Annotated in this window: 16 protein-coding genes; 3 read left to right on the forward strand and 13 right to left on the reverse strand. The window is 31.8% G+C overall.

The window, feature by feature from the left end; genetic code table 11:
• Nucleotides 1–8: 8 nt before the first annotated feature.
• Nucleotides 9–689 carry an HAD family hydrolase gene (locus tag AAFU52_RS23040; RefSeq protein ID WP_024769483.1) on the forward strand — a complete coding sequence of 227 codons (681 nt, stop codon included), beginning with the start codon at nt 9–11 and terminating at the stop codon, nt 687–689.
• Nucleotides 690–867: 178 nt separating this feature from the next.
• Here AAFU52_RS23040 and AAFU52_RS23045 read toward each other — a convergent pair whose 3' ends face one another.
• The 8 genes from AAFU52_RS23045 to AAFU52_RS23080 form a co-directional block, all read right to left on the reverse strand.
• Nucleotides 868–1,821: a hypothetical protein gene (locus tag AAFU52_RS23045; RefSeq protein WP_438423694.1), complete on the reverse strand. Its 954-nt coding sequence runs from the start codon at nt 1,819–1,821 to the stop codon at nt 868–870.
• Between the two features lie 54 nt (nt 1,822–1,875).
• A complete protein-coding gene (locus AAFU52_RS23050; protein WP_024769484.1) occupies nt 1,876–2,379 on the reverse strand; it encodes a hypothetical protein in 504 nt (167 codons plus the stop codon).
• A gap of 76 nt (nt 2,380–2,455) precedes the next feature.
• Nucleotides 2,456–2,983: a GNAT family N-acetyltransferase gene (locus AAFU52_RS23055; RefSeq protein ID WP_438423695.1), complete on the reverse strand. Its 528-nt coding sequence runs from the start codon at nt 2,981–2,983 to the stop codon at nt 2,456–2,458.
• Between the two features lie 565 nt (nt 2,984–3,548).
• Nucleotides 3,549–4,016, reverse strand: a complete 468-nt coding sequence (locus AAFU52_RS23060; protein ID WP_438423696.1) for a DoxX family protein — start codon at nt 4,014–4,016, stop codon at nt 3,549–3,551.
• Nucleotides 4,017–4,019: 3 nt separating this feature from the next.
• On the reverse strand, nt 4,020–4,679 hold the full coding sequence (locus AAFU52_RS23065; protein ID WP_438423697.1) for a hypothetical protein: 660 nt from the start codon (nt 4,677–4,679) through the stop codon (nt 4,020–4,022).
• Between the two features lie 95 nt (nt 4,680–4,774).
• Nucleotides 4,775–5,596 carry a LytR/AlgR family response regulator transcription factor gene (locus AAFU52_RS23070; RefSeq protein WP_438423698.1) on the reverse strand — a complete coding sequence of 274 codons (822 nt, stop codon included), beginning with the start codon at nt 5,594–5,596 and terminating at the stop codon, nt 4,775–4,777.
• A gap of 156 nt (nt 5,597–5,752) precedes the next feature.
• Entirely contained in the window at nt 5,753–6,148 is a 396-nt protein-coding gene (locus tag AAFU52_RS23075; protein ID WP_438423700.1) for a lysozyme inhibitor LprI family protein, read from the reverse strand.
• A gap of 284 nt (nt 6,149–6,432) precedes the next feature.
• Entirely contained in the window at nt 6,433–7,911 is a 1,479-nt protein-coding gene (locus AAFU52_RS23080; protein ID WP_438423705.1) for a nitrilase-related carbon-nitrogen hydrolase, read from the reverse strand.
• 543 nt (nt 7,912–8,454) lie between these two features.
• Between AAFU52_RS23080 and AAFU52_RS23085 the strand changes: the two genes are divergently transcribed.
• The gene (locus AAFU52_RS23085; protein ID WP_024769496.1) at nt 8,455–8,961 is read left to right on the forward strand and encodes an RNA polymerase sigma factor; all 507 of its coding nucleotides are present in this window, start codon (nt 8,455–8,457) and stop codon (nt 8,959–8,961) included.
• Nucleotides 8,958–9,548 carry a hypothetical protein gene (locus AAFU52_RS23090; protein WP_438423708.1) on the forward strand — a complete coding sequence of 197 codons (591 nt, stop codon included), beginning with the start codon at nt 8,958–8,960 and terminating at the stop codon, nt 9,546–9,548. Before AAFU52_RS23085 ends, AAFU52_RS23090 begins: the two co-directional genes overlap by 4 nt.
• 70 nt (nt 9,549–9,618) lie before the next feature.
• On the opposite strand, the gene AAFU52_RS23095 is transcribed toward AAFU52_RS23090, so the two are convergent.
• The 5 genes from AAFU52_RS23095 to AAFU52_RS23115 all read right to left on the reverse strand — a co-directional run bounded on the left by AAFU52_RS23095 (nt 9,619) and on the right by AAFU52_RS23115 (nt 13,765).
• Entirely contained in the window at nt 9,619–10,830 is a 1,212-nt protein-coding gene (locus AAFU52_RS23095; protein WP_438423709.1) for an alpha/beta hydrolase-fold protein, read from the reverse strand.
• Nucleotides 10,831–10,953: 123 nt separating this feature from the next.
• Nucleotides 10,954–11,688 (reverse strand): LytTR family transcriptional regulator DNA-binding domain-containing protein, encoded by a 735-nt coding sequence (locus tag AAFU52_RS23100; protein WP_438423711.1) that lies wholly within the window; start codon nt 11,686–11,688, stop codon nt 10,954–10,956.
• A gap of 88 nt (nt 11,689–11,776) precedes the next feature.
• Nucleotides 11,777–12,268, reverse strand: coding sequence for a hypothetical protein (locus AAFU52_RS23105; RefSeq protein ID WP_438423713.1), 492 nt, complete (start codon nt 12,266–12,268; stop codon nt 11,777–11,779).
• Between the two features lie 212 nt (nt 12,269–12,480).
• Nucleotides 12,481–13,287 carry a class I SAM-dependent methyltransferase gene (locus tag AAFU52_RS23110; RefSeq protein WP_438423715.1) on the reverse strand — a complete coding sequence of 269 codons (807 nt, stop codon included), beginning with the start codon at nt 13,285–13,287 and terminating at the stop codon, nt 12,481–12,483.
• A 109-nt stretch (nt 13,288–13,396) separates the two neighbouring features.
• Nucleotides 13,397–13,765, reverse strand: a complete 369-nt coding sequence (locus AAFU52_RS23115) for a hypothetical protein (RefSeq protein ID WP_035091036.1) — start codon at nt 13,763–13,765, stop codon at nt 13,397–13,399.
• Between the last annotated feature and the right edge of the window lie 130 nt (nt 13,766–13,895).

Genomic DNA, 13,895 nt, shown 5'->3' on the forward strand with positions numbered 1-13,895 from the left:
ATTGTTGTATGTCAATAAAAAAGAAATACGATGGGATCATTTTTGATTTAGATGGAACGCTCTTAAATACCTTAGGAATATACACTCATATCATGAATGAGCTTATGAAAAAAAATAATTTCCCAACTCATACAATAAAAAATTATCGTGAGTTTATTGGGAATGGAACTAAAAATCTTATAATACAATCAATTCCTACAAAAGATAGAAATGAAAAATTAACAGAAGACTTATTAAGTGAGTTTCGTTTAATGTATGAAAATTTGTATACTCAACATTCTGAAGTATATGTGGGTATTTTGGAGATTTTAGAAGAATTACAATCAACTGGAATAAAATTAGCTTTATTATCCAATAAATTTCATGATTTAACATGTAAATGTGCAAATCATTTTTTTCCAAATATCAAATTCGATCATATTATAGGTCAATCAGACATACATAAAAAACCAGACCCAAAGGGTATTTTAGATATTTCACATTCTCTCAAAATATCTTTAGATCGATTGGTATTAATTGGAGACACTGAAGTAGATTTAGTTACTGCCAAAAATGCAGGTATTGATAGCATTGCCATTACCTGGGGGTTTAGAAATGAAGAAAAATTGATACCATTATCTCCAAACTATATAGTAAGAAACTCTAATGACTTAAAACAACTGTTACTAGATCAATACGTAGTTTTATAAAAGAAAGATGTTACTCCTTTTTCTCGTAACTAAATTTTGTAGTAGCATTATTTAAACAAACTCTTTACCTATACTTATCATTAAGTCCTATACCATCGAGTATCTATGGTCTTATTTTTTTCTAATCTTGATATACGAGTAATATCTCGTTTGGCTATCGAGCGTTTTAATTAGTGTGTTATAACTTTTGTTGGCTGTAGTTTTTATTTCTTTGATAATATTTCAAAACCCGCATAGCTCTCAATGTATTCCATCTACTGGGTTTACCAGCTTTTTCCATTACAAAGTGTAACTGGCCAGGATGAGCCGCTTGCATATTCCAAGTGCCATATTTATTTCGTTTTTTTTGAATTACTGTAATAGCTTCATCTATTCTTTCATCCCACTTTCTTTCAGCTTTTTGGAAATAATCCAATGCTCTAAGAATATCATACTTCCATCTGCTCGGATACGATAATTTCAAAAAGTCCTTGTGAATAATTTTACCTGTTCGGTCAGAAAGGAATAATCTATGAATCAGTATGAATTCTTCTGCACTTTTGATTGCGCTTGAAATGTCATCTTTTCTGTAAGTGAAACCTGCTTTTTGAAACTCAAGCAGTCCTTCAAGAACTGAGATTGTTGAATGTAAAGAACTATGACTTGCCCCGCTTCTTGTCGTCCTACAATTGAATCCGCCATCATGCATTATTTCATTGAGAAGACTATCTACAATAGATTCAAGTTCCTTTTCTGGAACATTGAAATAAGATGCATAATTTAAAAACATACCATTTACACAAACATCACTATGTTGAGAGGTGGATGAGCCAAGTTGAATTCCTCCATCTTTGGCTTTTGATGTGTTTAGAACCTCTTGGATCGGTTCTTTTACTGGTTTGTGATTAGGGCTCAAATTCAAATTTCGAAGGTCGAGAAGAGTATAATGAGTCGAAATCCATTTAGGTTGATAAAACCCATCTCCCCAATTGCCATTTTGCTTTCGTTTTGCTAAGAATTGTTTCCCCCACCCTTCATTTGCAATTCTCTCTTGTAAATCTTTTTTGTCAGAACCTAACAAATCACGGTGAACCTGATACTGTATTGAAACATCACCATTAAGCAACCATTTTATAATTTGTTCTTCGTCCATTTTTAACGTTCCTTAAGGGACATTATTTACACAAGTTAAAGATTAGGGTTTATTTTATTCAAATTGATACGGCTCTTCATTGTTCACCATATTTCTAATATTATCCATAACTCTTTTCATATAGATTCTCCAAAACGTTTTTGCAAATATCCAATTGAAGGGATAAAATACAGGATTCTTAGAGTGTAAAAAATAGGTGTATTCTACTAAAATTTTCCTTTCTTCTAACTTTGTCACTTTCCATTTTCCAACAAATTTGTAAAACCCAAGCATCCAAGATTGAAATTCATCTATTTGTATTTTCCAATATTCATTTTCAACTCGTTCAAGTATACTATCTACAGAAGCAAAACCTCCTTTTTGCGTCATTGATTTAGCTACATATATTTTTTTGCTCGCCCCTACTTTTCCCCAATTTTCATCATTTTTTGTATGGATCACCTTAGGCATAACTCCATATCCAGTATGAACTTTTGTTACATCACATAATATTGGTGTTTTAAATGCTCTTTCCAAAGTACATTCAAAAATTGAGGATTTCTTTGCTTTAAATTTCATTTTTTAATTCTGGTTGACTCCTTGTTTTACTTCCTGATCGCTAACGTTGAGTATAAGCAGTTGTTTTTAATGTCGTTTATTTTTTTGTTATAAGTTTTTTGTCACACCAATACCAAGCAACATCTTCACTTCCAGGTTCATAAGGTGCAAATTTATCAAATTCCATCCCAACTTTTTCCATTACTCTTATAGATGCTTTATTTTCTTTCATAGCAATTGCTATTATCCGTCCTAATTCGAGTTTATCAAATCCGTATGTCAAAATTGCGTGAGATGCTTCTGTTGCAAAACCCATCCCCCAATATTTAGGTGAGAATCTATAACCAAGATCAATTTCATCAAATTCAGGCAGGTATGCTAAACCAGCCCAGCCAACAAACTGCATTCCATTTTTTAGAAAGGTAGCCCATCTTCCATATCCATACTTTTTATAGTCGTAAATTCTTGTCTGTATTGCCTGTTCCATTTCTTCTATAGATTCAACCAGAGGTTCTCCCGTATACTTTTGTACGTCAGAATTAGAATGCAACTGAAACATTTCCTCTTTATCATCCAAAGTAATTTCCTTTAACAATAATCTTTCTGTTTCTATTAAGGTTTTCATTTTATTGCTTATAACGTTTCATATATGTGCCGTAACAGAGTAAGATATTACCTAGCCTTGACATTATTTATGCATTGATTGCTATGTTTTTTGTTTTGCAAGCTACGCCATCATAAATATACAAAGACCTTTCGGTTTAGCCTCAATCAGCTATGATCACATATAAGAGGTGTTACCCAAAATTATTTTTCCATTCGACTAAATTCAATTCTTTCTATTTTACAATTCCCTAAGTTAGTCCTTGCACTGTTGAGTTTGGTTTGGAGAAATAAGCAAGGTCTTCTTTTTTATCCAATTCCTATTTGTGTCTTTCCATAAAAATAAATCATTGATACATAGTATTAACTGAATCATTGGATGTTGATGTTCAGAAATACCTGTATTATTACTTCCTAAGAAAAGAGAAGTTTCTTTCCAGATAATTAAATGATTCATTTGTCAATTATTGCCAACGGTCTCGTATAATCGCTAGTTACGGGTATAAAGTTAATTAATTTTCAGATTAAACACTGACTTTAGTAATTCTGAGTGGATTCAGACATAGTCGAATCCGCCGTAATTGCAGTTATACATTGTTCGTAGTAGTTTGTGTTTTAGTTTTCATTTTTCTACCTAATAGTAAGTAATCTAAAGAAAAGTAACCTCCTCCACTTATTAATAAACTGGTGTAGCCAATTAAATAAATAATACTTTTTTCTTGAAAAATAAAACCTTTTCCTCCATTAATTATCCAAGTTGCAACAATCATTGTAATAATCAATGGAACACAACTCCACCTTGTAAACAGCCCAATTATTAAAAATAAAGAACAAAAGAATTCGGCAAACACAACAAGACTTAAACTTGTGACGATACCCACTCCCAAAGGGTCAGCAAATTCGGAACTAATTTCACTGAAATTGATAAGTCTTGGATACCCATGTAAATAAATCATAGAAAATGATATCCCAATCCTTAACATAAGTAAACCAAAACTGACACTTATTTCAGAGGTAGTCCAAATCGATTTGTTCAAAAATGATAGTGATTTCATACCTTAATCTTCAAATTTTTCCAGTATAATATTCCTTGTACCTCTTAAAATATTGTTTTCATCCTTTGTTAAGGTTACAATGTTGGAAAACCCTCCGTTTCTCTCGATTTTGTCTTTATATCCATTCACTCTAGGGTCATCAGAAAACCATAGTCCGGTTAGCCAATACTCAGGATAGTCAGGGGCTTCAATATTATAATGGATGTGTGCTGGTTCTCCGTCATGACTGTGATAGGGAGCAGGCCGAATAGTCTCAAGTTCATACCTGCCATTTGAATCTGTTTTCATCCATCCTCTCAAGTATCCATGGTATTTACCATTTCCTTTTTCATTTCCTCTTTTGGGATAGATCCCTTTAGTATTGGTGTGATGAACGTAAACAATAACATCTTTTGCAGGCGTTTTACCATCAGGGAAATATACCGTTCCCGAAATAATAAGCTTGTTTCCTGATTCTCCTTTTGGAGGGATAATGGTTCTCCAAGAAACATTTTCCGGAACTTCAAAAGTTCCGCACCAGTTACATTTTTTTTGATTGGTGCTTTCTGTGGAAATTTCTGTTTTTAAATTCTTGTCACGTTTTTTGGGGGATTGTGAACAAGCATTTAGAGTAATGAATAAACCTGCAATGCATAACGCTATTGTGCCTTTCTTATAAATCATTGTTTTAAATTTTATTGAACATCAAAAGTCCAAAAAATCTAATGTATTGAAAAGGCAACCACCTGTAAATAGGCTTACTGGAGTGGTTTTAGAACTTAGTGGTTTAATAGTTCACTCCAATTTTGACGATAGTGTCTGCTGAACCTTATGGATTGGCCATTGGATAAAACACCATCATAATCACCATTCTTTCTTGATTTTAATTCTGTTATGTGGTTTTTATTGATAATTACTGAACGATGAACTCTTAAAAAGGTTTGAGGGTCTAATAAGTCTCCTAGTTTTTTTAAACTCTCATCATGCAAAATTTTTTGACCAGTTGTATGTATCATTGTATAGGGTCTGTCTGTTTCAATAAATAGGATTGTAAAAATGTCAATCTTTACTCTACGAATACCATTTTTAACAGTAATGGTCTTATTGGTCTTTTGATTTTGGAAGTTTTTGTTTAACTGTTTTTTTCTTTTAAGATAGTCAAAAACAAAAGGACTAAATAAATAGACAATAATTGTTATATGTAATTGATTTGAGACTACATTTTTAAGTATTGTTAAAAAACGGTGAGGTACAGAATAGATAAGATTACTTCCTAAAATAAAAATTGAAGTAAAAATAAATATATGTAGTACACTAAATATAAATCCTGTACTTAAAGAGTAAAGTACTTTGCTAGTTAGGGATTTGAATTGAACTTTATTGTAAAAGAAATTTGCAATTTTTATAAATGGAATAAATAAAAGCCAATACATATTATAGAGCATAGTATCAGTCCAATAAAAACCAGTAGGTTTAATTTTGGAGAAAACGTAGTCCTGAAAAATTGCTAACCCATAAAGTACAACACAAAATACAACCAATGTTCCAAAATTTGGATGTAGGAGTTTGTTTATTGTTTTATTAAGTTTTTGTTTTATCACCTCTTTTTGAAAGTTACTACCAACGTGTTTGTATATGGAAAGTTGCGTGTTTGTGTGCGAAGAATTTCCTTCGGAAATTCACACGTAGCAAACGTACAACGACCTTTGCTTAATTCTAACTCCTGCAATTTTTTATACTGTATTGGCAACTGGTTTTTATTTTATTTTAACTGAACCTGAACAAACATCTCCTTCCTCAACTCCAATTAACCAAACTTTTAATTTTTCAATTCGCTCTTCAGTCAGTTCTTTCAAAAAATAAGAAACGCACATTGGGTAAACACTTCCATACTCGGTTTGTTTATTTTTAACAGGGAATTTCATTTCCAATTCAGCATCTCTGTAAGAAATCCAAATTCTTTGTGTTTTTTTAAGTCGGTCAATAAAAATTGTGTCAGATTTATATTCTGTCAGTATATTTTGATAAACTTCATTAAGTTCTGTATCCGCTTTTTGATATTCGTTATTCGCATCTTTATTCATTTCCGATTGAGTCTGCGAAAAACAAGTCAATTTAAAAGTCAAAAATAATATTAAAAATAATCGGTTCATTTTTCAGTGTTTTGTTTCTTTAGCTTGTTGCCAATGCTTCGAGTAAGAAATGTAGGGCAATTGATAAGCGATACAATTCGGATTGGTACTAAGCCAAATATAAATATTTTGCTTTTATCTTTTTCTCATAAACGTCAAATTTTATATTTGGCGACTTTACAAATAACATAGACCTTTGGATTAAGCACAAAAAACTTATGTTTTCTTATACATTGTTGGCAACTTGCTTTTAAGTTCTGCTTGGTTTTAGTCTATTGATTTAACTTGTCTATTTAAGCTAAATATTAATTCTTTTCAGCCTTTTTCTTTCTAATTACTATTATGACCAAAATAAGCAAGAGCAAACAAAATAGAATGAAACTATCCCCAATCATAGAATATATTGTCTTCGTTCCTTTTGTCGGTAGTTGTGTTATCAGTACTTTATCATTATCGGTAAAATGATCCATTTCACTAATCACTTTTCCTGTATAATCTGTGCCAATTGATAGACCAAGACTAGTTTGACGAATAAAATTAAAACCTTGCTCAATCGCTCTAAATTTTGACATATCTGTATGAATTGGGTCAATTTCTTTCCAATCATTGCTTGGGGCTAACAGAATGTCAGAGCCCTTCGCCTCTTTTAAATAATTTGGAAAATCCATATCGAAGCATATTGCCCCTGCAATAGTTCCGTACTCAGTTTCTATTTTTTGGATTCCAGTAGCTTTATTATTGCTAATTGAGGTCTCTGCACCAGGAACTGAAATACCTTTCCAATAATCAATGACTTTTTTTCCGTCGTTGTCGAATAAAACAAATTTATTTTCAAGAAATTTAGTATTTAAAGGGTCGATTACTGCTACTCCTAAACCCAAATAGAAGTTTTGCTTTAACGCTACTTGGCTTGCTTTTTCATAAAGCTCCTTTTCATCTTCTTTTAATATTATACTATTGCCTTCTGCCCAAAAAACTATTTTTGCTCCAGCTTCTGCCTCTTTAACACTTCTATCAAATAAATTTTGATTCAATTTAGATGTGTTTTTTCTAGTTTCTACTTTAACATCATTTTCAGTTTCTTTGTTGTTTAATCCTTGAATATCAACCAAAACTTTAAGACTATCTAATGCAGAAATAGAAGCTATTCTAATAGTTTCAGAATTGGGTTTTTGAAATTGCACACGATAACCACCATAAATGAATGTTAAACCTAAAACTATACTATAAATAAGTGCTCCTTTTTTTACATTTCCCCAGTCATTTCTTTGCTCATAAACCCAATTACTAACAGAGGCAAACCAAGTAATTAAAAATGTAATATAACCCATCCCAAAAACAGAAATAGATTGTAATAGAACATTTTGTGTTTGCTGTGAATATGCGAAATGACCCCAAGTGCCATATTGATTAAATAGGTGATAAACATATTCAATTAAAACAACTGAACATGGAAATATTAAGGTGCTTAAAAAGGATTTTCTTTTTTTTGAAAAAAATGAATCAATTAAATATGGTAATGAAGCAAGCAAACCAAAAATTGTAGAAATAATAATAGAGACAATAAGAGGTAAAAAAGGGACGACATCAAAGCCAATAAAATAACCTACTGTTATTACCAAGAAGGCTAGTAAAAACCCTTGCCATCTCTTTAATTTTCGAACAGCAAAAAGAAGCATTGCTATAAAAATCCAAATGGCAAAGAAGACAGCATATTGTCCGTTAGAAAATACAGAGAATAATAATAAGATTGATACGAATGTTATTTTTCTAGTAAGTTTCATTTTTCTATTTATTAAATTAATATTGGTGCAATATCAATTTAATCTCTCCAACCAAGTAGTTGTTTTTGCTGAAGTATCGTTTGGCTTAGTTGAATTGTAAAATGTACATCTTGATTTTATTTATTACCTTCATTTTAATCTTAGTTCGGATATTTCTTTAGCTTGTTGCTAACGTTTCGTGTAAGAAATGTAGGGCAGTTGATAAGCCATACAATTCGGGTTGGTACTAAGTCAAATATGAATATTAGATGACTTTACAAATAACACAGACCTTTGGATTAAACACAAAAACCTATCTTTTCTTACATATTGTTATTTTCTGTAGCAACACGTAAAGAGTAAGCAATTAATTTTTTGAGTCTGTCTTTTATCTGATTGAGTAAAGCTCACCGTAACAGTCACGTCAGAGTCAAGTGCGTCTTCGCGTACCAGCTAGAATACCTGTTGTAATGAAAAGCTTTAGTTATTGATTAAAAAATAGTATCCTAAAGTGTCATATTTTGAAAACTATGGTAACTAAAATAGTAAAGACAAGCTTTAATAATGAGAAAAGAACGTGAAACTATATTTCTTAATGCCTTAGAAGAAAATCAGGAGAAACTATTCAGAATTTGCTCGATTTATTCAAAAGACCATGAGGACGCTAAAGACCTTTTTCAAGAGGTTTTGGTTCATGTTTGGAGGTCGATGGCTACCTTTAAAGGTAATTCATCTCTTAGTACATGGATGTTCAGAATAGCCTTAAACGTTTGCCTTCGTTTTAAATCCAAACACACTAAAAACCAAAATAGATTTATCAGACTAGATAGTATAACTATTGAAAATTTTAGTTCGGAAGAAAGGATCGGAGGCGAGAATGAAAAATTAATTAGTCTAAGAAAATGTGTAAAAAAATTGAGTGAAGGTGATAAGGCGATTGTTGCGCTTTACCTGGAAGGATTAGCCTATAGGGAAATTTCTAGTATTCTAGGCCTGTCCGAAAATAACATAGCCGTAAAGGTTAAGCGAATAAAATCAAAATTATTGAACTGTATAAATGAAATATTATGATAGAAGATGAATTAATTAGTATCTGGCAATCGTCTAGCAATCAGGAACGTTTAAAATTTGAAAAATCTAAATTGATGCTTGAATTACAATCAAGTTTAGGACGCTTACACCGTTGGTGGAAGTATATAGAACGGGTAAATATTATTTCTGCGTTGATAACTATTCTGGCATTTATATTCATTGTTTATTGGGCTCCTTATATTTCTATGAAAATTGCTTCGGTACTCGTCATAGTGTGGTCAATATATGTGGGAATTCGAATGTCTGGAGTAAAAAAACTCAAGCCAAGTGATCTTGAAGAAAATTACCTGCAATACTTAGAAAAGACCAAAGTCTACCTTCTAGCCCAAAAGAAAATGCTTGAAACTTCGTTGAATTGGTCTATTTTGACTATTTACCTCATAGCTCCTTTGTTTTTTGTTGGTATTTGGGAGAAACCTTTAGCACGATATATAGGGGTCGGAGCATTTTTGGCTTTGGTCGGAGTAGGAATTTATGAATACTATTTGAGCAAAAGAAGAGTAAAAAATGAAATTATACCAAGAATTAATAGAATTGATGAATTGATTGAAAGTTTAGAAGAATAATTCAAACATATGATTCTAGTCATTGAAACATAATATTTGAATATTAAAACTGTAATTTCAGATTACAGTTTTATTTAGTTAGTTTTTTGAGTTTTTCTAGAGCGTCTGTATTGCCATCTATCTCAATAGCTTTTTTGTAATACTCAACAGCGGCTTTCTTCTTTTTCTCTTTGAAGTAAAAATCTCCCATCGCCACATAGCTTCTAGATTGGTCTGGATAAAAGTGAAGATTTACATCAAGATAAGCTTTTGCTTTTTCAGGTAGCTTATGTACATCTAAAATAAAGAATGCTACCTCATTTACAAATTCCCATTCTGGTTTCATATCACGTTTAAAATGTGTACTCAAGGTTTTAAAATGAGTATAGTAAGGTTCTGTAAGTTCTTTTGCGCTATATCCTTTAGGGGTATTGAAAAGCCATCTTGCTTTAAATTTATACCAACTAAATAAGTTTTTTATGCCAGAATACATTGAAGGAATGATCAGACTCCTGTGATCATCATCTGAATAATACTCCCAAGTAGTATCAAGGTGTTGTTTGTTTTCTACCAAGATATCGTGAAAGTTAAGATTTGCTCTTAAATGTTCGGTATGTCTATCATTCATCCTTCTTACTCTTACGGTATCTACCGAAGTGCTATTTGCGACAGCAACGTGAAGTGATTTGTTTTGATAGTTATTTTTTTGGAGTAGTTCTTCAGATGTATCTACAAATGTTTGATCATCCCAGGAAACGGCTGGATCAATAGCTAGATACTTGTCAAAAACACGTGGATGAGATACATAGGTGTTTACTACAAAAAGACCCGCAAGAGAATGTCCTACGATAGTACTCATCTCATCCACAGGATATTTATTTTTAAGATATGGAGCTAGCTCACACTCCATAAAGTCTATAAAATTTTCATACCCTCCTGAATTTTCAAATGGCTCTCCGGGAGAAGCTGGGACAGCAGTAGGAGTAAAATCTCTAATTCTATCTGTATTTGGAATCCCTACAACAATGGTCTGTGGCATATCCCATTTTTCTAGATGGCTTACAATACCAGCAATTGGTGAAAATTGCTCTGGAGCGTCTAAAATATATAATACAGGGTATTTTTCACCTTTTTCACCTTCAACTGGAAGATGCACCCATATCTCTCGATGTTCTTTAAGGGTTTCTGAGTAAATAGAATCTACCGTGGCGATGATAATTTCTTTCTTTCCGTTTTTAGAAAATTGTGCATTGATCTGAAAATGTATGCTTATAATGACAACTACTAGTAGTATGTTTTTCATTTAAAAGTGATTTTATGATGATTATTTGACAGGCTTATCACAATGTAAAAGTACATTCAAAAAAGCTTCAAACCGTTAAAAAATATGGGTTTGGTACGAAAAGTTATCTATTAGGGACGAAAATTATAAAGTTAAAATAACCTCTTTATAATTTTTAGAAACAACTACTTCCATTTGGGTAACATAAATCGTATTTTGATTTTTCCAAGATTTAAAATGAGAAGGATTTATAAAGTGAGAACGATGCACTTGTATTAAAGAAGGAACAGTTTGATGAATTTTTTTTAGAGAAGATCGTATAAGTTTTGAACTCAAAGCATTATTATCTAAAAAGAAAATCTCAACATAGTTTTGCGAACTCGAGACAGATATTAAATCTGATGGATATAGTTTGAGTATGTCTAACTTATTATCACCTTTTATAGTGAGCATGGTTTCTTTAGGAGGAATGAGTTTTACAACATATATTCTAGCGAGTATTAGGATAGGAATTAAGACAATAGAGGTCTTTGCCATTAAAAATGAGAAGTAAGAAAAGTTGTAAGCAGAGTTTACAAAATCGCTTTTAGAGTATGCATACAATACAATGGTAAAAAACAGACAGTAACATACTATGGTTATAATCTCAAAAGTTATATTCCATCTTAAAATCTTTTGATACAACCTATTTTGTATGACAGCTACAATAGCATAACATAAGAAGCTAAACACACCAAACCCAATACTTATAGGAACCCATTCATAATCTAATATAGCATCGTCAAAGGGTCTAATAAAAAAACCAAAACAAAAAATCCAAAAACCTATAAATAGCCCAACAAATAGGTGATGTTTTATGGATGGATTAAGTTTATTCATTTATTAATAGTATTTGGTTTTTCAAATTAAATTTTGTTTTAACTCTCTGTCACAATAAATTATAGCCGTTGTTGTATTTAGTGTTTTTTTATTGAGAATTTTTAAAAGTGTCCTCAAAATATTTTGTCCATTTTCCGTCAACTAATTGTTCTCCATATTCTCGAAAACCGCCGTCTAATGTTCTATTGAAAATAAATCGTTTTTTTTCATTACTCCACACTATTAATTGTCCATTTTTATACTCTGCAGGATATCTAGAAACCCCTCTTTTAGAAAAAGCATAATAGTAGTATTTATTGTCTTTTTCATCATAATAAATTATTGTGTGCAACTGCAATAATTCGGTGTTCAACTCAATAACCAAAATGCTCTTGTCTATGTCATAGGTGATTTTTTGGTATGCCGAACCTTGTTTGGAAACCATACCTTTTTCATAAACTTTCGACGTTCCAATCCATTCACCAACCATAAAGTTTAATAATTCCATTTTCTCTTGTTTTTCATTTTGGCTAAAAACAGAATTAGTTAGTAAAAGAAAGGCAATGAGATAATAGTATTTAGTAATTATTCTATAGTTCATATTTGTTAGTTTAATATTAAGCACAACTGTATTGTATATGAAATGGGCGATTCTTTAAAAACACAAATCTTTCATCTGTGATTGCTTTTTTATAGTATGGAAGAACTCAAAGATAGCCAAATATTGAGCATTTTTTATATATTCTGTTGTGCTTAGTTTTTCAATTTAATACTGTGTCTATATAAACATGTTGGAGTAAGAGTAGAAGCTAATCATTTTCTTAACACATAATGATAATAAACCATCTTACCATTACTCAATTCCTTATGAATGTTCGAACCCTTTACTCCTGCAAAATCATTCAGCGGCTTTTTTAACCAACCCTTTACCATATTTTGAAAGAATTCTAACTTGAATTCGTGAAATGCATCCATTGCATTGACCACTTCCTTCGAGATCAATTCCTTTTTGAGTACTTCAAATCCTGCATCATTGAAAGTCTTATCAAGTTCTTCAATTTTTTCTGAGGGACGTAGATCTGCAAACAAAAAATACCCGCCAGGACGAAGCACTCTGTTTACTTGCTCCACAAACTTTTTCATGGACCCATAACAATGTGACGATTCGACATTCACAATCACATCTACACTTTCATTCCCCAACGATAAGTTTTCTCCATCACCATGAATAAAGGTTAATCCTTCCACCGAATGATGTTTGTTACAGAATTTGATTGCGTTTTTAGAGTAATCAATTCCAATCATCGTCTTTGGTTTAAGATATCGTTTGATATACGACGAACCTCCCCCACGTCCACTACCAACTTCTAATACGTCTTTATCCACAAGGTCTATAGCTGTTGCCACATGGTGGTATAGCTGAATCATATACCGGTCACGCTCTTCCTCCTCTTTTAGTGGAATTTCAATAGGTTCATTGCAAGATTCGTATCCGTAGTTCATAAAAGTCCACTCCTCTGTTGGATACTTCTTTGACAGATACTCATATAGTTTTTTCCAGACCGCTCGCTTCAGTTGTGGAGAAATTTTAAGAAAGAAAGCAAAAATATTGGTTAGCATAGGTTAGCAATATATTGAAAATGGAACGTACTAAGTTAGAAATATTTTATATCAAAGTAGCTACAAAAAAGGTTATTCATCATGTTAGATTAAGTACAACGTTTTGTAACTAATCCATTTTATTTATATGTGCAAGTGCAATTCCTATTACAATCCCAGGGATAATTAGAGCCATTATATTCCAAACGCCCATTGCTAATAAAACTATCTGATTCAAAGCAACAAATCCAGTGTACATATATGCTGCCCATTTTTTCATTTTCCAAAGTCCAAGCATACAAACTAATCCGATTACTGCTGATAGACCCAAGTAAGGTGGGTACCAACTACCTACTTGTCCAGCAATGTCAGAAAAAATCATTGGGATAGTAAAAGCCGCTCCAATAAAACCAAGTACACAAATTACTGTAATTGCAGTTGGTCTTTTTTTGTTATTTCCAGCTTCGTTCGTTTGATCTAAAATTTCTTGTTGTCCCATATTTTCTGTCTTTTTATAGATTAATAGTTTGTGTTGAATTACTGCCAACGTTAAATATATGGCAAGTTGGGCAGAAAATAAGCGATTACTTTCAGTTTAACCACAAGCCAAAACTTTTTATCTTGTTTTA

This window comes from Aquimarina macrocephali (assembly GCF_051627225.1).
In the GTDB taxonomy this organism is placed as follows: domain Bacteria; phylum Bacteroidota; class Bacteroidia; order Flavobacteriales; family Flavobacteriaceae; genus Aquimarina; species Aquimarina macrocephali.